This window comes from Chryseobacterium sp. L12 (genome assembly GCF_056133985.1).
The window spans coordinates 47,635-69,137 of sequence record NZ_JBVYOF010000036.1; the positions used below are offsets into that span (position 1 = coordinate 47,635).

General features: G+C 35.4%; 21 protein-coding genes. 6 read left to right on the forward strand and 15 right to left on the reverse strand.

Going from position 1 to position 21,503, the window contains the following annotated elements; translation table 11 throughout:
• Positions 1 to 31 precede the first annotated feature (31 nt).
• Entirely contained in the window at positions 32 to 1,069 is a 1,038-nt protein-coding gene (locus AC0NBN_RS16640) for an outer membrane beta-barrel protein (RefSeq protein ID WP_160814083.1), read from the forward strand.
• Positions 1,070 to 1,404: 335 nt separating this feature from the next.
• Here AC0NBN_RS16640 and fumC read toward each other — a convergent pair whose 3' ends face one another.
• Positions 1,405 to 2,799, reverse strand: a complete 1,395-nt coding sequence (gene fumC, locus AC0NBN_RS16645) for a class II fumarate hydratase (protein WP_160814084.1) — start codon at positions 2,797 to 2,799, stop codon at positions 1,405 to 1,407.
• Positions 2,800 to 3,120: 321 nt separating this feature from the next.
• Between fumC and AC0NBN_RS16650 the strand changes: the two genes are divergently transcribed.
• From AC0NBN_RS16650 to prfA, 4 genes are all read left to right on the forward strand, one after another.
• On the forward strand, positions 3,121 to 4,728 hold the full coding sequence (locus tag AC0NBN_RS16650) for a fumarate hydratase (protein ID WP_160814085.1): 1,608 nt from the start codon (positions 3,121 to 3,123) through the stop codon (positions 4,726 to 4,728).
• Between the two features lie 97 nt (positions 4,729 to 4,825).
• The gene (locus tag AC0NBN_RS16655; RefSeq protein ID WP_130914491.1) at positions 4,826 to 5,116 is read left to right on the forward strand and encodes a hypothetical protein; all 291 of its coding nucleotides are present in this window, start codon (positions 4,826 to 4,828) and stop codon (positions 5,114 to 5,116) included.
• A gap of 305 nt (positions 5,117 to 5,421) precedes the next feature.
• Positions 5,422 to 8,259, forward strand: a complete 2,838-nt coding sequence (locus AC0NBN_RS16660) for an alpha-amylase family glycosyl hydrolase (RefSeq protein ID WP_160814086.1) — start codon at positions 5,422 to 5,424, stop codon at positions 8,257 to 8,259.
• A 79-nt stretch (positions 8,260 to 8,338) separates the two neighbouring features.
• Positions 8,339 to 9,424 carry a peptide chain release factor 1 gene (gene prfA, locus AC0NBN_RS16665; protein ID WP_160814087.1) on the forward strand — a complete coding sequence of 362 codons (1,086 nt, stop codon included), beginning with the start codon at positions 8,339 to 8,341 and terminating at the stop codon, positions 9,422 to 9,424.
• A 50-nt stretch (positions 9,425 to 9,474) separates the two neighbouring features.
• Here the strand turns inward: prfA and AC0NBN_RS16670 are convergent, their stop codons facing one another.
• A complete protein-coding gene (locus AC0NBN_RS16670; protein ID WP_160814088.1) occupies positions 9,475 to 10,074 on the reverse strand; it encodes a hypothetical protein in 600 nt (199 codons plus the stop codon).
• A 151-nt stretch (positions 10,075 to 10,225) separates the two neighbouring features.
• Between AC0NBN_RS16670 and AC0NBN_RS16675 the strand changes: the two genes are divergently transcribed.
• The gene (locus tag AC0NBN_RS16675; protein ID WP_160814089.1) at positions 10,226 to 10,981 is read left to right on the forward strand and encodes a type III pantothenate kinase; all 756 of its coding nucleotides are present in this window, start codon (positions 10,226 to 10,228) and stop codon (positions 10,979 to 10,981) included.
• Positions 10,982 to 11,021: 40 nt separating this feature from the next.
• On the opposite strand, the gene AC0NBN_RS16680 is transcribed toward AC0NBN_RS16675, so the two are convergent.
• The 13 genes from AC0NBN_RS16680 to AC0NBN_RS16740 all read right to left on the reverse strand — a co-directional run bounded on the left by AC0NBN_RS16680 (position 11,022) and on the right by AC0NBN_RS16740 (position 21,503).
• Positions 11,022 to 11,453, reverse strand: a complete 432-nt coding sequence (locus AC0NBN_RS16680) for a nucleoside deaminase (protein ID WP_160814090.1) — start codon at positions 11,451 to 11,453, stop codon at positions 11,022 to 11,024.
• 52 nt (positions 11,454 to 11,505) lie between these two features.
• Positions 11,506 to 12,057 carry a hypothetical protein gene (locus AC0NBN_RS16685; RefSeq protein ID WP_160814091.1) on the reverse strand — a complete coding sequence of 184 codons (552 nt, stop codon included), beginning with the start codon at positions 12,055 to 12,057 and terminating at the stop codon, positions 11,506 to 11,508.
• A 184-nt stretch (positions 12,058 to 12,241) separates the two neighbouring features.
• On the reverse strand, positions 12,242 to 12,814 hold the full coding sequence (locus AC0NBN_RS16690) for an energy transducer TonB (protein WP_474468872.1): 573 nt from the start codon (positions 12,812 to 12,814) through the stop codon (positions 12,242 to 12,244).
• Positions 12,815 to 12,935: 121 nt separating this feature from the next.
• Entirely contained in the window at positions 12,936 to 13,856 is a 921-nt protein-coding gene (locus AC0NBN_RS16695) for a WYL domain-containing protein (protein ID WP_160814092.1), read from the reverse strand.
• An 87-nt stretch (positions 13,857 to 13,943) separates the two neighbouring features.
• On the reverse strand, positions 13,944 to 14,486 hold the full coding sequence (locus AC0NBN_RS16700) for an RNA 2'-phosphotransferase (protein ID WP_160814093.1): 543 nt from the start codon (positions 14,484 to 14,486) through the stop codon (positions 13,944 to 13,946).
• Complete coding sequence (locus AC0NBN_RS16705; protein ID WP_160814094.1) at positions 14,483 to 15,430, reverse strand: ADP-ribosylglycohydrolase family protein; 948 nt, start codon at positions 15,428 to 15,430, stop codon at positions 14,483 to 14,485. Before AC0NBN_RS16705 ends, AC0NBN_RS16700 begins: the two co-directional genes overlap by 4 nt.
• Positions 15,430 to 16,116, reverse strand: a complete 687-nt coding sequence (locus tag AC0NBN_RS16710; RefSeq protein WP_160814095.1) for an SIR2 family NAD-dependent protein deacylase — start codon at positions 16,114 to 16,116, stop codon at positions 15,430 to 15,432. Before AC0NBN_RS16710 ends, AC0NBN_RS16705 begins: the two co-directional genes overlap by 1 nt.
• 131 nt (positions 16,117 to 16,247) lie before the next feature.
• Positions 16,248 to 16,760: an O-acetyl-ADP-ribose deacetylase gene (locus AC0NBN_RS16715; RefSeq protein WP_160814096.1), complete on the reverse strand. Its 513-nt coding sequence runs from the start codon at positions 16,758 to 16,760 to the stop codon at positions 16,248 to 16,250.
• A 22-nt stretch (positions 16,761 to 16,782) separates the two neighbouring features.
• Positions 16,783 to 17,856: a DUF2971 domain-containing protein gene (locus tag AC0NBN_RS16720; RefSeq protein WP_160814097.1), complete on the reverse strand. Its 1,074-nt coding sequence runs from the start codon at positions 17,854 to 17,856 to the stop codon at positions 16,783 to 16,785.
• A 5-nt stretch (positions 17,857 to 17,861) separates the two neighbouring features.
• Positions 17,862 to 18,770 (reverse strand): diacylglycerol kinase catalytic domain-containing protein, encoded by a 909-nt coding sequence (locus tag AC0NBN_RS16725; RefSeq protein WP_160814098.1) that lies wholly within the window; start codon positions 18,768 to 18,770, stop codon positions 17,862 to 17,864.
• A 129-nt stretch (positions 18,771 to 18,899) separates the two neighbouring features.
• Positions 18,900 to 20,381: an SPFH domain-containing protein gene (locus AC0NBN_RS16730; RefSeq protein ID WP_474468879.1), complete on the reverse strand. Its 1,482-nt coding sequence runs from the start codon at positions 20,379 to 20,381 to the stop codon at positions 18,900 to 18,902.
• 2 nt (positions 20,382 to 20,383) lie between these two features.
• Positions 20,384 to 20,932 (reverse strand): prolyl hydroxylase family protein, encoded by a 549-nt coding sequence (locus AC0NBN_RS16735; RefSeq protein ID WP_160814099.1) that lies wholly within the window; start codon positions 20,930 to 20,932, stop codon positions 20,384 to 20,386.
• A gap of 28 nt (positions 20,933 to 20,960) precedes the next feature.
• Positions 20,961 to 21,503 carry an NADAR family protein gene (locus AC0NBN_RS16740; protein ID WP_160814100.1) on the reverse strand — a complete coding sequence of 181 codons (543 nt, stop codon included), beginning with the start codon at positions 21,501 to 21,503 and terminating at the stop codon, positions 20,961 to 20,963.

Here is a 21,503-nt window from a genome sequence, read left to right on the forward strand (position 1 = left end):
TTATTTAATTTAACTTTAAAAAATAATAAAAATGATTAAGAAATTTATCATCTCAGGAATGCTGTGCCTTGTCGCCATCTCTATGAACGCACAAAAAAAAGCATTGAGCTTAAATCTTCAGCCTAAAGAAGACACAACAGTAAGCCCCATTGTAAAAGAGAAAGTTGAAGAATATGCTGCGAAAATAAATGGTATTATTCAGGAAGAAAAAAAGCAGATGGAAACCGAGCTAAAGTTTCTACAGGAAAAAAATCTGGATAAAGCAGAATTTGACAGACAAAAAGCTCAGATTGCAGACCAATATTCTCAAAAAATAGACACCAGAATTGAAGCTTTAGGTTTTGATCTGGATCAGGTAATCCAGAAACAGGTAAGATATTCTCTTCTCAATTCAGATGTAACTTCAAATGAAGAAATGAAACAAAACCTGATGAAAAAATTTCGTCCTACAAAAAGTTTTGACGGATATTTTTCTTACGGAATCATGACTTTAACGAATGACAGACCAGATAATGACTTAGACAGAAATTTAGGTTACGCCAATAATCTGGAATTTGGCTTAAAATTTAATTATCAGTTCAGCAGAACGAGTCCGTGGGGATTAATCTCTGGAATCGGTTTTTCATGGAGAACGGTAAGACCAGATAACAATATGGTTTTTGCAAAGCAGGATTCTGATGTTATTTTAAGCAAATATGATGGAAATCTGGATAAAGCCAAGTTAAGAACCGGCTATATCATGGTTCCTCTGGGATTTCAGTATAATTTTTCAAAACTGAAAAATGCAGGAATGGACATTCAGTACAGACCTTATTCGGAAGGATTCAGAGTTGGTGCAAATGCTTACGGAGGAATAAGAATGTCTACCAATAATATCATCAAAAGTGACAGCCAGAGCATCAGAGACCGTTCCAATTATCAGGTAAACCCTTTCGTTTACGGAGCTCAGTTTACCGTTTCATACGACAACATCAGTCTTTTTTTGAAAAAAGATTTCAGCAATTTCTTTAAAGACGGATATTTTGAAAATGATAAAGCTTTGGTTTTCGGACTTGCTTTGGGATGGTAGTTAATTACCTGAATAACCTGAGTTCGGGATAAACTTATCAAAATAATACCATTTTTGTCTTTTTTCAATAAACGAAGTGCCTTTGTTTAGCTTAAAAACTTTCAAAAAGTAAAAAATCTTTTGTTTTTCTTTGCGATAAATTAATATAATACTATAAATCAATTATTTAAATTTATTTCTTATCCCGAACTGAGGTTAAATAATTGATACAAAATATGACAAAATAGCCGAAATTCAATTTGGTATAAGAATTGAATAATAAAAATTAACATTCACATTAACAAACAAAACACTCTGTAGAATATTCTGCGGAGTGTTTTGTTTTATGTTTAGGATTATTTCAAATTTCCTACCATATCTTCAGGTTTTACCCACTTATCGAATTGTTCGGCTGTTAAAAGTCCAAGATTCACAGCTTCTTCTTTTAAAGTTGTTCCGTTTTTGTGGGCTGTTTTTGCAATTTTTGCAGCGTTTTCATAACCGATGTGCGTGTTCAGAGCCGTTACCAACATCAAAGATTTATCTACCAATTCTTTGATTCTTTCATGGTTGGGTTCAATTCCGACTGCGCAATGATCATTAAACGAAATACAGGCATCTGCGATTAATTGTGCAGATTGAAGGAAGTTATAAGCCATCACAGGCTTGAAAACGTTCAGTTCGTAATTTCCCTGTGTTCCGGCAAAAGAAATCGTGGTATCATTCCCTAAAACCTGAGCGCAAACCATTGTCATCGCTTCATTTTGGGTAGGATTTACTTTTCCGGGCATAATCGAAGAACCTGGCTCATTTTCCGGAATGTGAATTTCCCCGATTCCAGAACGTGGACCGGAAGCGAGTAATCTGATGTCCTGAGCAATTTTGTACAAAGCGACCGCCAGTTGTTTTAAAGCGCCATGAGATTCCACAATCGCATCGTGAGCAGCCAAAGCTTCAAATTTATTTTCTGCAGTTACAAAAGGAAGATTGGTGAATTTAGAAATATATTCTGCCACTTTCACATCGTAACCTTGTGGCGTATTAAGCCCTGTTCCAACTGCAGTTCCTCCCAAAGCAAGTTCGGAAAGATGTGGTAATGTGTTTTTTAAAGCTTTAATGCCGTAATTCAATTGGGCAACATATCCCGAGAATTCCTGACCTAAAGTTAAAGGCGTTGCATCCATCAAATGCGTTCTTCCGATTTTAACGATGCTTTTAAAGGCTTCGGATTTCTCTTTTAACGTATCTCTTAGTTTTTCAACAGCAGGAATCGTGGTTTCAACCACTTTTTTATAAGCCGCAATATGCATTGCTGTCGGATAAGTGTCATTGGAAGATTGAGACTTGTTCACATCATCATTAGGATGGACTTCTGTTTTATCACCTAAATTCCCTCCTGAATTGAAATGCGCCCGATTGGCAATCACTTCATTCACATTCATATTCGACTGCGTTCCTGAGCCAGTCTGCCAAATTACCAAAGGAAACTGATCGTTGAGTTTACCTTCTAAAATTTCATCGCAAACCTGGGCAATCATGTCTCTTTTCTCCGGAGCTAAAACTCCCAAATCCGAATTAGTAAATGCGGCGGCTTTTTTTAAATAAGCAAAAGCTTCGATAATTTCGTGTGGCATAGAGCCTTCCGGACCTATTTTAAAATTATTTCTAGATCTTTCTGTTTGTGCTCCCCAAAATTTATCTGCCGGAACCTGCACTTCACCCATCGTGTCTTTTTCTATTCTGTAATTCATTGTGATTGAGATTTTTTAATTTTTTTTTAACCATAAAAGACAAAAAATATTTAGTCGGAAGTTTTAAGCTTAATTATTTTGCTGTATACAGTTCACAAAATGAAATCTCGAAGAGGTTTCCAAACTAATGGTGCTTTTAAAATTATTTATTAAACTTCAGGAACTAATGTGCTAAAACTTTTGTGGTTAAAGTTTCTCTAAAGTTAAGTAATGCATAAAAACCTCGCAATTTATAATCATTATAAATATCAATTTCAATGAATGATTTTTAATTACGCTTTTTTGAGTAAGCTGTATTTTTGCACCGAAAATAAAAAGTAAATGGAATTTAAATATCAGGATCCGTACCCAATTCTAAAAGACGATACGGTTTATAAAAAATTGACTTCAGATTACGTAACAGTTGAAAAGCTAGGCGATAGAGAAATTCTAACCATAGATCCAAAAGGTCTTGAGCTTTTGGCTGAAGAAGCAATGGCAGATGTTTCTTTCATGCTTCGTTCTTCACATTTAGAAAGTTTAAGAAGAATTATTGATGATCCTGAAGCGACTGATAATGACAGATTTGTTGCATATAATCTATTACAGAATGCTGCAGTTGCTGCAGAAGGAGCTTTACCTTCTTGTCAGGATACCGGAACAGCGATTGTGATGGGAAAAAAGGGGGAAAACGTTTACACAGGCGTTGATGATGGTGAATATTTAAGCAAAGGAATTTATAATACCTATCAAAAAAGAAATTTAAGATATTCTCAGGTTGTCCCGTTGACGATGTTTGATGAGAAAAATTCGGGTTCAAATCTTCCGGCACAGATTGATATTTATGCTAAAAAAGGAGATTACTACGAATTTTTATTTTTAACGAAAGGAGGAGGCTCAGCCAATAAAACGTTCTTGTATCAAAAAACAAAATCTTTACTGAACGAAAAATCTTTGGAAGAATTCATTAAAGAAAAAATTTCAGATCTTGGAACAGCTGCTTGTCCGCCTTATCATTTGGCTTTGGTTATTGGTGGAACTTCTGCTGAAGCAAACTTAGCTGCAGTAAAAAAAGCATCGGCAAAATATTATGACAATCTTCCTACAGAAGGAAATGAAGCGGGACAGGCTTTCAGAGACTTGGAATGGGAAGCTAAAGTTCAGAAGATCTGTCAGGAAAGTGCTATCGGAGCACAGTTTGGCGGAAAATATTTAACTCACGATGTGAGAGTTATCAGATTGCCGCGTCACGCAGCTTCTTGTCCGGTTGGGATGGGAGTTTCCTGTTCTGCAGATAGAAATATCAAAGGAAAAATTACGAAAGAAGGAATCTTCCTTGAGCAACTGGAACAAAATCCGAAAAGGTTTTTACCTGAAACACCTCCACATTTAGAAGAAGCAGTTGAAATCGACTTAAATAAACCAATGCCGGAAATTTTAGCCGAACTTTCAAAATATCCGATCAAGACAAGATTAAAACTGAACGGAACTTTGATCGTTGCAAGAGATATTGCTCATGCAAAAATTAAAGATTTGTTGGATGCAGGACAGCCAATGCCTGAATATTTTAAAAACCACCCGATTTATTATGCAGGACCTGCAAAAACTCCGGAAGGAATGGCTTCGGGAAGTTTCGGACCGACTACTGCGGGAAGAATGGATGTGTATGTTGACGAATTCCAAAGTCATGGCGGAAGCATGGTGATGTTAGCAAAAGGGAACAGAACGGCAGATGTTACCAATGCCTGTCATAAATATGGAGGTTTCTATATTGGTTCAATCGGAGGTCCAGCTGCAATTTTGGCGAAAGATAATATTTTGTCTGTTGAGGTGGTAGATTTCCCGGAATTAGGAATGGAAGCGGTAAGAAAAATTGAAGTAAAAGATTTCCCTGCATTTATTATTACAGATGATAAAGGAAATGATTTCTTTGCTAATCTTGCGCATTAATTAGTTTAAATTTAAAATAAATAGCAAAAATCAGCTTTGATCTTTTGTCTGAAAAAGAAAAATGTTATATTTTTGCCCTAATCTTTAAGAATAAAAAATGATTTTATCAGCATTTTGGCCGTTTTATCAGTTCCTTTGGACAGTTTATTTCATTACAATGTTCCTTGTAGGTTTCTGGTGTATCTTTATGTTTTTCGGATTTGTTATTCCGTTGTGGTTAACTGAAGGTCTGAAAGAATATTTCGGTAAGGTAAAGCCATTCGACCCGGAACAAATCAGAAGCAAGCTTTTGACAGAGCAGGAAGGAGTTGAAGTTATTTATAATTCTCCAAAAGGTCATGGTCCTTTCATTCATGACAGCCATGGTCACGATCACGGACATCATTAATTGACTGTCAGTTCTTTTTCACCTGAATTCTGAAAAAGGATTATCAAGGCAAAACAACATATATTAAAACCACTTAGTTTTCTAAGTGGCTTTTTTGTTTAACATAATATTCGCCTTACCAAGAAAAAGATATTCTTTGCATAGTTTTTTATTGTTTGTAACAATATAAAAGTAAGTGTAATTTCAAAAAAAATAAATTAAATTCGTAATAATTAACTACTTAAATAAAATTTACTTACATAAATCTGCTATAAAAAATGGTTTCAACATTCAATATGCCAAATTAATACAATAAATCCCTGTATATGAAAAAAAATTATTCTGCATTACTGCTTTTTGTAATGACCGTAATATTCGGACAAATAAGCTACACTATTACACCTAATCCTTTTAATGAAACAGATCAAATTACTTTAACCGTTCCGGGAAACCAAATTGATGAAACCGCATGGGGAGTTGTCAATAATGCTGTCTATATCTGGTCGTGGTCTTTGGATCAAAACTTTGCTAACAGCCAGGACTGCCCAACCAACGGAAGCTGGACTAATTCAAGCGAGGCAAACAGACTGGCTTACAACTCAGCTTCCGACAGTTATTCTTTAACTTTTACTCCAACTACTTTTTTTAACAGAACAGGAATCGGGCGTTTCGGATTCTTGCTGAAGAATAAAACGGGGTCACATCAAACTTCTGACAATCTGGTTAATGTCGGAACATTAAACCTGAATATGACGAATCCGGCAGCAAACAGCCTAACCTCAGTCGTTGCAGGAAATTCTATTAACATCACAGCAACCACCAACATTAATGCTACTTTTCAGCTAAAAGCCAATGGTATTGTAGTAAACTCTACTTCTACTCCATCTACTTCGTATGCTTACAGCTATACTGTTACTCAAGATGCTGATATGGAACTAATTGCTACTTCCGGGTCGACGACAAAAAATGCTGCATTTATGCTCCAGATTCCGAGAAATGTGGTTTCTCAGGCAATTCCGACATGGATCAGACAGGGAATTAATTATCATCCAACCGACCAGACAAAAGTAGGTCTGGCTCTTTACGCACCGCATAAAAATTTCGTCCATGTCATCGGAAGCTTTAATAATTGGACGGTAAATGATACTTATCTCATGAAAAGAGATACTGCAAACCCTGATTTATACTGGATTGAATTAAACGGACTCACACCCCAGCAATTATACACATTTCAGTACAGAACAAATGATCTGAAAAAAGTAGCAGATCCTTTTTCTCCACAAATATTGTCTTCTTATGATGACCAGTGGATTTCAGCAGCTACTTATCCTAATCTTCCGGCATTTCCTGCAGGACAAGGTTTTGAAGTTTCTACATTCAAAACGGGACAGACACTTTATAACTGGCAGGTTACCTCTTTTCAGAAACCTAATAAAGAAAATCTTGTTATCTATGAATTGCTGTTGAGAGATTTCACACAGGAAAAAAACTGGCAGTCACTTATTAATAAAATTAATTATCTTAAAAATCTCAACATCAATGCTATTGAACTGATGCCTATAATGGAGTTTGAAGGCAATCTTTCATGGGGTTATAACACATCCTTTCATTATGCTTTAGATAAAGCTTACGGAACCCCGGAAAAATTCAAAGAATTTGTAGATCTGTGTCACCAAAACGGAATTGCCGTAATTTTAGACATTGCATTCAATCATGCAACAGGGAGATCGCCCTTGGTAAGACTTTGGAATATAGATCCTGATGGAGACGGTTTTGGAGATGTGGCGGCAAATAATCCTTATTTCAATCAGGTTCCTAAACATTCATATAATGTTTTCAATGATTTCAATCATTCCAGCAATGCTACAAAATATTACGTAGAACGTACAATACAGCACTGGATTTCAGAATATAAGATTGACGGATTCCGATGGGATCTTACTAAAGGATTTACACAAAACTGTTCTGCGAATGATGAAACCTGTACCAATGCGTATCAGCAGGACAGAGTAGATGTTCTGAAATATTATGCAGACAAACAATGGGCAGCAGATCCTACTTCTTATATCATCTTCGAACATTTAGGAACAGATGCAGAAGAGCAGCAGTGGGCAAATTACAGAGTAAATGAAGGAAAAGGCATCATGCTTTGGAACAAGCAGACAGATCCTTACAACCAAAATACTATGGGATATAAGGACAACAGCAACTATGACAGAATGGATCATGAGCTTCACGGATTTACCAATATGCACGCAGTAGGATTTGGTGAAAGTCATGATGAGGAACGATTAATGTTTAAAAATCTGGCTTATGGAGCGTCCAACGGAACTTATAATGTGCAAACGCTAAATACCGCCTTAGAGAGAATGAAAACTTTCGGAGCTGCATTTTTTACCATTCCTGGTCCTAAAATGATCTGGCAGTTCGGAGAGCTTGGATATGAATTCAGCATCAACAGATGTCCGGACGGATCTATCAACAACGCTTGCAGAACTGATGAAAAACCTATTGCTTTTACGCTAGGATACGACACAAACGTCAACAGAAAGGCAATTTATAATACCTGGGCACAAATTATTAATATCAGAAATTTGCATCCGGTTTTTAAATCTAAAACGTATACGGTAGAATCTAACAACCTTGCTAATGATCCTGATGGTCTTATTACCCGCATCTATGTGTATGATAATTCTCTTCCTGCAGGAAACCTGAAAAACATTGTCGTTCTTGCCAATTATGGCATTACCGTCAGAAATGTTGTTCCATACTTCCCTTATACCGGACAATGGCAAAATCTGATGGATAATACAACAATGAATATTACTTCAACAACAGCTCCCATTACACTACAGCCCGGTGAATTTAGAATTTTGGGAAGTACAAACGGAACATTAGGAACATCTGAAGTAAATTCCGAGAACAGGCTTTCTCTGCAAATTGCAGATAATCCCGTGAAAAACGGTGTTGCAAAGCTTATGTATACCAAAGCTAAAAATGGGGAAATCACCATTTACGATATAAGTGGAAAAAAGCTGGATTCCTTCAGGCTGAAAAATGAGACGGGAATGCATGAACTGAAAGCGGATTATCAGGCAGGAACTTATCTTGTCCATTTAAAATCTGATACAGGAACAGCCATTCAAAAAATGATTATCAAATAAAATACTAAACGAAAGCTCATGAAAATGAGCTTTTGTTCTTCACTATCAATTCCGTATCTTTGCACACTAAATTTTCACTATGTCTAAATCTTTAATTCCGAAATTAGAAGCGATTAAACAAAGATATAATGAGGTGGCAGACCTTATTATTCAGCCTGATGTAATTTCAGACCAGAAAAGATATTCTTCTCTCAATAAAGAATACAGTGATTTGGGCAAAATTGTATCAGTATATGATCAGTACAAAGGCGCTTTAAACACCATTGAAGAATCTGATGAAATTATCGCCGACGGATCTGATAAAGACTTCGTAGATCTGGCAAAAATTGAAAAAAATGAAGCACTCGAAAAAATTCCGGTGCTTGAAGAACAGCTCAAAGTTCTTTTGATTCCCAAAGATCCTGCTGATGATAAGAATATTATCGTAGAACTTCGTGCAGGAACCGGCGGAGACGAAGCGGCTATTTTTGTGGAAGATATTTACAGAATGTACTCTATGTATTTTAAAGCAAAAGGATGGAGACATGAGGTAACTGATTCCAACGAAGCTGCAAAAGGATATAAGGAGCTCATCATGAAAGTGGAGGGAGAAGGAGTCTACGGAATCATGAAATTTGAGTCCGGTGTTCACCGTGTGCAGCGTGTTCCTGAAACCGAATCTCAGGGAAGAGTTCACACTTCTGCTATTACCGTTGCTGTTTTACCGGAAGCTGAAGAAGTGGATGTAGAAATCAACCCTGCTGATATCGAAATGCAGACTTCACGTTCCGGAGGGGCAGGAGGACAGAACGTAAACAAGGTTGAAACAAAAGTTCAGCTTACGCATAAACCTTCCGGATTGGTAGTTGTATGTCAACAAGCCCGTTCGCAGCTTGCAAACCGTGAATTGGCAATGGAGATGCTTCGTGCAAAGCTATATGATATTAAATTACATGAAGTTCAGGGAGATATTGCGGCACAGAGAAAAACAATGGTTTCTACCGGAGACCGTTCTGCAAAGATTAAAACCTACAATTATCCGCAGGGAAGAGTTACTGATCACAGAATCAACAAATCTATGTATAATCTTGATGCCTACATGAATGGTGATATTTCTGAAATGATTGATGCCGTAATTATGGCAGAAAACGCCGAAAAAATGAAAGGTGAAGAAGATAATTATTAAGATTATTTAAAATAAAATCTTAAAACTTTTGAGAAATCAGAAGTTTTTTTTTATTTTAAAATTTTTCTTAAATCTTTGTAAATTTGGTCTTTAGAATATTCTCCAAAATAACTACGATATTTGTTATTATAAATTATGACATAACTTCCGCAAGGATAATGATATTTAAAGAATGTACTTTCTATAATGCCTTTAGGATCTTTATACCATTCTAGTTTTTTAATTGTCTTGATGTTTTCCTGATTTTTATAAATGTATAAAACATTTGATTTCTTGATTTTCCTTAAGCCTTCTTCACTTTCTTTATGCCAGCGAAATGATGTTTCAGGTGTCGCAATACCGCCAGAATTACAAAGATCTTTTCCAGGGTGGAACTTAATTATTGTTGGTTTATCCTTATCTAAATGTATTCTAAGAAATTTTTCTAAATTATCTAATAAATTAGCATTTTCTAAAACGCCTTCTTCCGATCTGTTAACAACAATTTTACACATTTGTAGAGAGTCATTGCATACTTTAAATCCTCGTGAGGTTTTTGTTTTATTATATACATCCTCTGTAATTATCTGGTCATTTTCATCTTTAAAAATTCTTTGTCCAAAAACGTTTGACATCTGAATAATAAAAATAAATACTAAAAAAAATTTCATCTTTTATGTCTTAATTAATATACAATTATAATGTTTTTTTTATAAAAGTACAATTGTGCAGAAAAGTATTATTTTTACCCTATAAAAAATTGCAGGAATTTTATCGTTCTTTTTAAGTAGTATGATAGTTTCTGGCTGAAAAATCATTTTAATGAATTCAATTGTAATCAATGTTGGAAACAGCAATATCAGATTTGGTCTTTTCGATGATGACAACTGTGATATTTCCTGGGTAATCAATACTAAACCTTACAGAACTGCTGACGAATTGTATGTGCAGATTCTTATGCTTTACCAAACCTATAAGGTTGATCCTCAAAATATCGAGAAAGTAATTATGGGTTCTGTTGTTCCGCAGCTTACGAAAGTTATGAGCTCAGCCATCCGAAAAATTCACGGTAAAGAACCTGTTGTTGTTGACCGCACTACTTTCTCTGCTGTACAGGCAAAATCTAAGCAGATGGGAACAGATATTTATGCCAATCTGGTTGCTGCTCACAATTTATATCCTGACAGAAAAAAAATTATCCTTGACTTTGGCACCGCACTTACAGCAAGTTGTGTTGCAGAAGATGGCGAAACTTTGGGCGTTATCATCGCACCCGGAATTATTACTTCTCTTAATTCTTTAATCAGCCAAACCGCACAGCTCCCGGAAATAGAACTGGTAAAGCCAAAAACTGTTTTGGGATTAGACACCATAACCTGTATGCAAAGCGGAATGGTTTACGGGTTTTTGGGCATGGTAGAAGGCTTTATAGACCGCATTAATAATGAAGTAGATGATGAATGCTTTGTGATAGCTACCGGAGGAGTTTCTCACGTTTACAAACCTTTAACCAATAAAATTCATATTACAGACCGGCTTCACACGCTGAAAGGACTTTATTTTCTGGGAAGAGAATAAAAGTACAGGATTATTATTCAAATTAAGCCTTGAGATTGTTTTATCTTTTTGTTTTAAAAAATTCTTTTACTATCGAAGAACATTCGTTTTCCAAAATTCCGGTAATAATTTCTGTTTTGGGATGAAGCTGAAGATTTTTATTGATAAATCCCCGTTGCTCGTCTCTTGCTCCTATCACAACTCTGGAGATTTGTGACCATGATAAAGCCCCGCAACACATTACACAAGGTTCTAAAGTCACATACAAAGTACAGTTGATAAGATATTTTCCTCCGAGAAAATTAGCAGCAGACGTTATTGCCTGCATTTCTGCGTGCGCCGTTACGTCATTCAGCGTTTCAGTAAGATTATGAGATCTTGCAATCACACGGTTGTTTGAAACGATTACGCAGCCAACGGGAACCTCATCTTTCTCAAAAGCTTCCTGTGCTTCCTGCAGTGCAAGTTTCATATAGTATTCATCGGTAAACATAAAAAAATAAGCTTAGTACAAAACTAAGCTTTTCATCATCAAATTTATATTTTTAAAACCGATATCCGATACCGCCCATGATTTTTCCGGTAACTTCTTCAAAATAGTAGTTATCCCGGTCGCCAAACCTCCTTGCCAATCCCCCACTCGCTTCAATAACCAGATTATTTCTCAGAACCCATTTCCCTCCTACTCCAAATCCGATTCCTACGGTAGTAATACTTCTTTTATTCACAGATGAAGTATAGTAAAAGCCCGTAGTTTCCTCATAAACATAATTATAATCATCATTGGAATTTGTGGTAACAGGAATAAAACCTTCAAGAAAAAATCCGGAAGCATATTTTTTCCCGAAATACATTCTGTAGTATGCAGAAAACTGGGTAAACCTGTCTTCCTTACGATCCAGAAGCATCATTGCATTGATACCCACTCCTTTGTTTTCAGAAATCAGCCTTTCATACGAAATATTGGCAAGCGGAACTGCAATCAACAAAACAGGATCGGCAACGATATCGTTTTTCCTTTGTTTTTCTGCAACATCTGCAGTCTGTGCAGAGCAAAGTCCGGCAGTAAGAAATAATGCCAGAAAGATTTTTCTCATATTCAGTTTATTTATCGTTTTCAGTAGTTTTCACTAACTTAAACCGGCTCAGGTTTAAGTTTATACTTTAAAATACATTCAGTTTTTAATACAAATTTCCCCGCTTTCAATATCTTAAATGATTAAATATCTCCCAGAAAAATTTGATTCAAATATAAATAATAAAACAATAACTTGTGAAAAATTATTCAAAGTTCATTGCCAAAGGAAAACGAAACCTGTATCTTACAGGAATACCGTTAATGTAAGCCGGAGAAAACCTGCCGGAGATTGAGTAAACAGCTATTTCTGCCTGCCTGTTAAACGTAAAATTTTCTCCTTCTGCTTTTACGTTACTGATGGTTCCGTCTTTTTCAACAACAAAAACGACAACTGTTTTCAGACTTGGATTTTCAGAATATACCCCTTCAGCATAAAATAAATCGGCAACTTCTTTTCTCAAAGCATTGATTCCTCCGGGATAATCTGCTGTTTTTTCTACATTCACTGTAAGATTATCTTCATGGTCATGATCTGAATTATTCTGATCAGAAACAATAACGGGATGAGCTTTAATTTTTTTGAGATCTTCCAGATTTTTAACTTTAAGTAAAGCTCCGATAAGTGCAACATTTTCAATGCTATCCATTTTCTTCATAAAAAAAAGAAAATCATTCTTAACGGCAGCTTTAAAAAGCGGATTGCTTTCCTTATCAAATTTTTTCCGAAACTCATTATTCAGCATCGTGCGGTGCTGATTGTAGTAGGTTTTTATCATTTTGAAATCTTCATTCTGCTGCGAAAAGCAAAACGAAGATGCTAAGAGAAAAAAAAAGTAAATCGTTTTCAAAAGATGCTGGTTGTAGATGTAAATATAATCAAAAAGAATGCAGTTTACATTAGTCCCCAGAATATGCCTGCAGAGAATCTGATAAACTCTCTCTGATTTCTCTGATCAGGCTTTCGGGTTCCATTACTTTTACCTCTTTTCCGTAAGATAAAATTTCTTGTCTGAAATCATAAGTTGGATGAAGAAAAAACTCGAAATAAATATCATCCGGTGTTTCTTTTACCTCTTTTTGAGACTGATGAAGCGGAAAGCTTCTGATATATTCACCCTGATGCCTGCTGCATTTCAGAACAATCTTCTGCGGATTTTGCTCAGTAAGATTCATCACTCCAAAAGCATTTTTAAAATGCTCTCTAAAATTGTATTTATATTTTTCTCTGAATTTCTGCGGAGTTACCGAAAGATGATTTATCCGGTCTAATCCAAATGATTTTAAGGCTTTATCTTTTGTGTCAACCGCAATCAGATACCATCTGTCTTTGGATTCTTTGAGCGCTAAAGGATGAACTTTCCTTGACGTCATCTTTTTATTTTTGTAATTATAATGCTCAAACAGAACAATTCTTTTGTTTCTGATGGCAAAAAAAAGATCGTAAAAATGTTCTAATCCTGTAGGCTTTCTGCTTTCAAAAAAAATAAAATCTGAAAAATCGGGATGAAGATTTAATGCATTGCTTACCTGAAAAGACTCAAGCAATTTTTGGTTATATTCATCAACTTCCATCATGGGGCGGCTGTCGATATAATACCGGTTGTCTCTCCTTTTTTTATTATGAATGGTGAGATTAAAAAGATTGGAAATTTCCCGGATGTCTCTTTGCAGCGTCCGCATAGAATAGCTTTTGATTTCTGCATCCTGAAATTCAAAAGAATTGAGCAGATATTCTTCTATCTGGGAATAGGTAGAAGGTGCAGATTCTAATTTTTTAATAATCAGTGCGTATCTCGTGAGGTAAAAATCTTTTTTCATTCTTAGAAGTTTCTACCACAAATATATATTCTTAATGCGACAAAACGTGTCGTGTTTAATTTTTGTGGATAACTTATAAGAGTATTTTTATCGCAAAATGTACTCTGCATCCACAAAATCAGTCAGCCAAACATTATTTTCAGAGAGATAGAAATCAATTCCATCCTGAAACATTTCTCCGGTTTTGATGGTGAGAATTTGTGGTTTTCCGTGACGCATTCCGACTTTGGTTGCGGTTTCTTTGTCCTGACTTAGATGAACGTGCTGTCTGTTTCTCTTTTCAATTCCTTTTTCAAAGATGGATGCAAGATTGGCTTCTGAAGTTCCGTGGTACAAAAATTCCGGCGGCTGTTGTGGCTTTAAAGCTAAATCGACATTAATAGAATGTCCCTGATTTGCTCTGATTTTAGTTTTATCTTCATTAAAAATAAATCTTTTCTTATCATTGGTTTCAACGACCTCATTCAATTCTTCCAATGTAAAAGTGCGGTTTTGTTTTGCACATTTTTCCTGTAGTTCTTCCACATCTGCCCATCCGTTTTCGTCTAAATTCAGCCCGATAACTTCGGGTTTATGTCTAAGCACCAAGCTTAGGTATTTGCTTATTCTTTTTTTATGTTGTTCGTTCATGGTTTGTTTATTAATTTTCTTTCTAATTTTTCACACAATTTCTCAATATCCTCCTTTCTCGCCAAAACATCAACCCACTCTTTCGGAATACTTTCAAAACCAAAATATATTCCGGCAATTCCGCCTGTGATGGCTCCGGTTGTGTCGGTATCTTCTCCCAGGTTGACGGCTTTTAAAACGGCTTCAGCATAATTTTCTGAATTTAGAAAGCACCATAATGAGGCTTCCAGACTGTAAAGAACGTAACCTCCTGAACTGATGGAATCTTCATGATATTCTGAAATATCATTCTTTAAAACCCTGTCAAAAAGCTGTATCTCTTTCGGGTTAAAGCCTTGAATTTCTGCAAATTGCAACACCAATTTCTGAGTATGATGATATGCTTCTTTTTTATCTTTTCCTTTGATTAATTCAATGGCAAAAATTACATAAATAAAGCAAGCAAACACCGAGCGAAAATGTCCGTGAGTGATTGCAGAGACTTCTTTTACCGTCTGATAGAGCTTTTCAATATTTTCTTCGTCTTTAAGGTAGAAAGCCAACGGAAGTGTTCTCATTAAAGAACCGTTTCCGTTATCTTCTTCGAAAATATTTCCTGAAAACTTTGCACTTTCTCCTTTTATTAATCTTGCGATAGAATGCCTTGTTGTTCCGCCAATATCAAACAATCTTCCGTGAGCCGTCCAATGTCCGTATTTTACCCACTTCACAAAGCTTTGTCCGATTTTTTCCAGATCATAACCTTTTGTAAGTTCTTCAGCAATGCAAAGTGTTAACGAACTGTCGTCGCTCCATGTTCCTTTCGGCTGATTCCACGATCCGAATTCCCGCATATTTTCAACGGGAAACATTTTTAAATTTTCTCTGCTTTTAAATTCTACAGGAACGCCCAATGCATCCCCCACACAAACGCCGAAAATTCCGGCTTTTACACTATTTTCCATTATGCAAGATTTACGAGTTTGTCAAAAAGCAGTTTCATTCCCTGCGTTGCCGTTTCTTTCATCACAACAGCTCTTTGTCCGTATCCGAAACCTGTTTCGTTGGGATTGATCACGATTAAAAGACAGTCATCCTTGATATTATGAATCAATCCCGCTGCAGGATAGACCTGTAAAGAAGTTCCTATTACCAAAAATATATCGGCTTCTTTTGCCATTTTTGTAGCTTCTTTCATCAGCGGAACATCTTCTCCGAACCAGACAATAAATGGTCTTAACTGCGCTCCGTCTTCTGCTTTATCGCCGATGTTGATGTCATCTTTCTGCTCGTAAATCAGGTTTTTATCGCTGCATGAACAGGATTTGAATAATTCGCCGTGTAAATGTAAAATATTCGTTGAACCAGCTCTCTCGTGTAAATCGTCGATGTTTTGAGTGATAATCTGAACTTCAAAATGTTTTTCCAGTTCTGCTAATAATCGGTGTGCCTCATTCGGTTCTACTTCGTGAAGCTGTCTTCGTCTTTGGTTGTAAAATTCAAGAACCAAAGCTCTGTCTTTTCGCCATCCTTCCGGACTTGCCACATCTGTGATGCTATGATTTTCCCATAGACCATCTCCGTCTCTGAAGGTTTTTATTCCGCTTTCGGCACTGATTCCGGCGCCGGTTAATATGGTTAGTTTTTTCATTTGTTTTTGTATTATTTGTTTTTGTATTATTTTTAACGCAAAGACCACAAAGTTTTTTTTGTTATTACTAAACGTTTTTAGTTCGCAAAGCCGTTTCACTTAGCGAAGCTCACAAAAACTATTATTCTGTATTATTCTTTTAACAGTGTTCTGTAAATTTCCTCATTTTCATCATCAAAACATACGAAAATAACTTTTTCAATGATCTCCGATGTAAAGTTTCTCACCTCATCTATAGCAATTTTAGCAGCGAGTTCTTTTGGGAATCGATAAATTCCTGTACTGATGTTGGGAAAAGCAATGGTTTTCACCTTTAGACTTTCTGCCAATTTCAATGAATTATGGTAACAATTTGCCAATAATTTTGATCCTTTTTCTTCATCTTCATTCCAGACCGGACCAACCGTATGAATGACGTATTTTGCAGGAAGATTTCCGCCAGTTGTAACGACCGCTTCTCCTGTTTTGCATTTGCCCTGTCGGTTTCTGATTTCTATACAATCATCAAGAATTTGTTTTCCTCCTGCCCGATGAATGGCTCCGTCTACTCCGCCACCGCCTAATAAGGAAGAGTTGGCTGCGTTTACAATGGCGTCTGCTTCTATTTTGATAATGTCGCCTTTTATGAATTCAATTTTTGGCATTTTATTTAACATCTATTTTTGATTAATAATCTTCTTTACATTCCCAATATTTGAATTCAATCATATTAGTTCCATTTAGTTCTGCCTCAAAAAAATCAATGTCATGATTTTTATTATACAGTATTTTATATATTCTATTCTTAACTTCTTCTGGTGTATTGATTCCAAAATAAATTGCAGATAGACATTCTATTGGATAATGTCTAATTCTCTCCTCTGGAAATTTTTGATTCTCAAAATTAATTTCTATTGCCCTCCATTCATTTTCATACTCCCAACTTTTAGTCTTAGTAGAAAATAAATTTTCAAGCTCAAAAGCATATTTGTGTGTCCATGATTTTGACAATCCTAACAAGTCACAATCATGCTCATTTTGGAATACTGGTGCAAAATGATAAAAGTTAATGAATGGTTGCATTTCTTCGTATTCAACCTTTTTTAAATTGCTCCAAAATATTAATGTTTTAGTATCCCATTCTGAAACTTGCTGTTTAAATTTTACTTCATTTAATACTCTCTTATGTTGAATTTCATATGGAAAATTATTATGATTCAAATTAAATTCTAAGCAAATACCCGAATGCTTACTTGAATAATGAGACCACATAAGAAAATTATTGTTTGTTTCTGAAAAACACGTAACATAGCTACTTTTTAAAAATTTATTTGTTAACCTTTCTATCTCTTGCTTAAAATCTAAGGAAGCAAAAACAATATTTTTATCATTAATCGAATCACTTATTATTTCAACAATATCATCACACCATATATTTTCATTTTTTTTAAATAAAAGGGTCGCTTTTTCAAATATTTCATCAATGATTATATTACATTTTTCATCATTATTGTAAAGCTCAATCCAAGCTTCGTTAATTCCTAAAGATTTAGGATTTGAAAAATCAAAACATTGTGATTTCACAATAAAGTTTAATAAATATTTAATTTCATCTTTATTTCTTGGATAGAAATTAATTTTTGCATGTAAGTCTAAAGGATCATTTAATTCAGAATAAGATGCAAAGTAAATCTCTTGATAATAAAGTTCCTTAAATAGAAAATCAGAAAGAGGTCTGTATTTGTATATTTTATTAATCATTTTTTTTAATTTAAAACTAAAACAGCTTCATCGTCAGAAAGCCTGATTTCGGCTGTTGCTCCGCTGTTGAACTGTAGAAAATCCTGCTCAATTCCGTCGCTAAATATAAAACCATTATTCGGCATTAGTGATTCGATGATTAATTTGTTTCCTTTTTTCAGTTTTCCGCTGCAGATATCGGTCTGCGTTCGGATGCTTTTGAAAGGTTCTCTTACTGCAAAATACAAATCTTCTTCATTGAGCTGCGGATATTTTAATCCGGTTTCGCCTAAAATTCCAAATGCCATATTAAAAATGGAACTCAGCCAACCCGTACTTCCTGTTTTTGTGGAAACTATGATTCCGCTGGAAGAGTGTATTTCTTCTTTTCCGTTCAGCATGATTTTATATCGTGCGGAAGAATGGGAAGAAATTCCTACAAATAAATCATTCACTGCCCGTAATTTTTGTCCGTCATTCAGCACTGCTTCGGCAAACTTCATTTTTTTTGAACTAAAGTTTCCGTTCATCACAGCTTGTACCCCTTTTAAAAAGTTTTTTGCGCTGAAGGGAAGTAAAACGCCATCATATCTTTCGGGATCGGGATTCACCGCAATGATCGGAATATGTTTAGAATATTTGGCAACATTGGCTACCAAACCGTCCTGTCCGACCACCACAATCAGGTTGTTTTCAGAGAAAATATAGGAAGGAACAAACTCTCTTTCAATCACTTTATTTTTAATGATTTTGGAAAGCTGGGTCTGAACTTCCAGAAATGACTGACCGAATTTTTCGTGTTCATCCACATATTCCTGAAAATTTCCTCCGGAACTTTCAATATAAAACTTCGCCTGAGCCTGCGTGTTGAATCTTTCGACCAGAGATTCAAGACGGGTTTTATTTTTAATGATGATGGCGTATTCTACTTTCATTTTCTTTTTATTTAAATATTTTTTAAACCATTAAGGTTAATTTAGAAATGAAGTTTAATTAAGAAAATCATTCTGATTTTAAGCTTAAAGCGAAGCTCAACTTAATAATTCTTAACAACTTAAATCCTCTTAATGTTTCAAAATACTATCCAGCAAATCCGGACTGATATTCAGGTTTCCGATTTTCCCGGCGTTTTCTGCCAATTCTCTGAACGCTAAAGCGATGTTATTTCTCGCATCCTGTCTTCCGCTCAAAGCTGTGAGGACTTTCCAGTCGATTTCTTTATATGGTTTTAAGGACGTTTCCAGAATATAACCTTGTGTCTCTGCTTCTTTTCTGTCGTTTTCCGTTTTTTGCTCGATCAGTTTCTTTCTGTGGTTTTCTACAGAAATATCGGCGGCAATTTTCATTTCACGAAGGATTCTGTTGTTTTCTTCCTGCTGAACTTCGGTTTCCATTCTTTTTTCTTCAATCTGCTTTTGCTTTTCTTCAACCGCAATTTCCGTATTCAGCTCAGATTCTTTGATTTTTCTTTCCTGTTCCACCGCAAAATTTCTTCTTTCATAAATCGCTTCATCGGCTTGCTGCTGCAGTTTTTCCCGGGTTTCCGTTTCCAGCGCTCTCGCCATTTCGGGTGTTGTCTGAACGGCTAAAATATTGGCTCCCAGGATTTCAATTCCCATGCTTTTTATTGATTCGGAATCGATTAATCCTTTCAGAATATGATCTTCAATCTGTTTGGCAGAGCGGATTGCTTCTTTTAAACTAAGATTGTGTACAAAAGAAGAAGTTGCTGTCTGTGCGAGATTAATGATTCTCTGGTTCAGCTTTTCAATGTCATTCTTTTTGTAAACTCCTTCTCCGTCCACGGTAAAATCCAGTGTGTTGGAAAGTGCTTTCGGATCGGTCACTTTATAGCTGATCTGTCCCTGAATTTTCACGGTCTGATAATCGTTCGTGTTTTCATTAAAGATAAACGGCAGATCGTTGCTTCCCAACGGAATCGCCACAATAGACGAATTGGGAGCGAAATAAAAGAACGATAAACCTCTTCCTTCTTTGGCGATCTTTCCATTTTTAAAATGAAGAACGTACGTCATAGAATCAAATTTGATGTGTGTAAATCCAAACATAGCTTTATGATTTTTAGTGAAACAATTTGTTAATTTTAGTGTATTTTTTACGCAAATTATGGGTAAAATTTTTTTCACTTTTATTTTATTTAAAGCAAAACACTTTTCGATATTTTTTAATGTTCCGCTTTTTCTTTTTTCATCGGTATTGAAATCAACCGCCAGAAAGTGCGTGCATAGATCAATTCCAAAGGTATCTCTTTCATAATTTGAAGTAAAACCGCCTATCACTTTCCATTTTTCCGCCTTTGTTTTAAAAGAATTGGCAAAATATCTCGGTCTTCTTCCAACATGAAGAATGGTTACTTTCTCTGTTTTATCTTTTAAAAATTCCATCATTAACGTATCGGTTCCCGAAAAGTCTCCAATGATAAATTCACACTCATCAAGGCTGAAGTTCTTTAACGGTTCGATATAAAACTGCTGAAATTTCTCCCAGGATACATTTCCGTTTCCTGAAACATATATCTTTTTCATTTTTAAGTCTTTAAATACATTACATCTGTTCTTAAAACATATTTCTGTCCGCTGATCAGTGTTTTTCCTTCGTGTCTTAACGGATGGTAAAAAACCAACGCTGAACCTTTCTTCGGAGCTACAGTGAACAGATTATCAAACTCTGTTTCTCCGCCTTCAAAATCGTCATTCAGATAGATTAAAAAAGTGTAAAAGCTTTTCTCATTTTCATTTCTGATGTAGCTCCCGTCATGATGCATTTTGAACTGCTGTCCCGGAGAATATTTATAAATCCTGAACATTTCATTAAAGCCCGAAACGTTATAGTTATCATGAATCTGAGGAAGAAATTCGATGGCTCTTTCATAAAGATTTTCGGCTAAATTATTATCAAAAATCATCAATCTGTCGTTGTTCCGGATTCCTTTGCTCATCACCTGTCGACCTCTCATATTGATTTTTGCCTCCTCAAAATCTTTGTCCTGAGTTATTTCAATATAATGATCGCATTCTTGGTGAGAAAGAAAATTTTCGATCATAAATATTTGAGGATGAAGTTCTGTTTTTTTCATGATTCATAATTTTTCTACGGTTATTGTGTTACCCTCTTAATTCGTCTCTTACTTCCATTAAAGCAAATCCTAATAAATTTTCACCATTCCATTTTGAAGGATCTTTGGCTTTTGCATTAGTTTCCAGCATCCCGATTCCCCAGATTTTATCGTACGGACTTGCCTCTACTAAAATTCTATCTTCTGTTGAAAGCAGAAATTTTTTAAACTCTTCATTTTGAGAAAACTTTAATAGATTTCCCTGTTTCACGATTTCATATTTATGCTCGTCCCAAATTTGAGGATCGAAATTTCTGACTTTTCTGCCTAAACTTTTCGCCTGATTCGGAGTCTCTGCTTTTAAAATTTGCTCTAAAATTTCATGATCATTAAATAATCTCGCTTTTCCTGCCATCATATAATGTTCTGCTGTTTTATAAATGATTCCGTTTTCTTTAAACTCAAAAGGAAACCACTGACTGAAACAGGCTTTTGTAATTTCATCTTTCACGGTATGTCCCCAAAAGAAAAGAAATTCCGGATTTTCTTTTTGATGGAATCTTTCGATGGTATTATTTAACGTGAGTTCGAT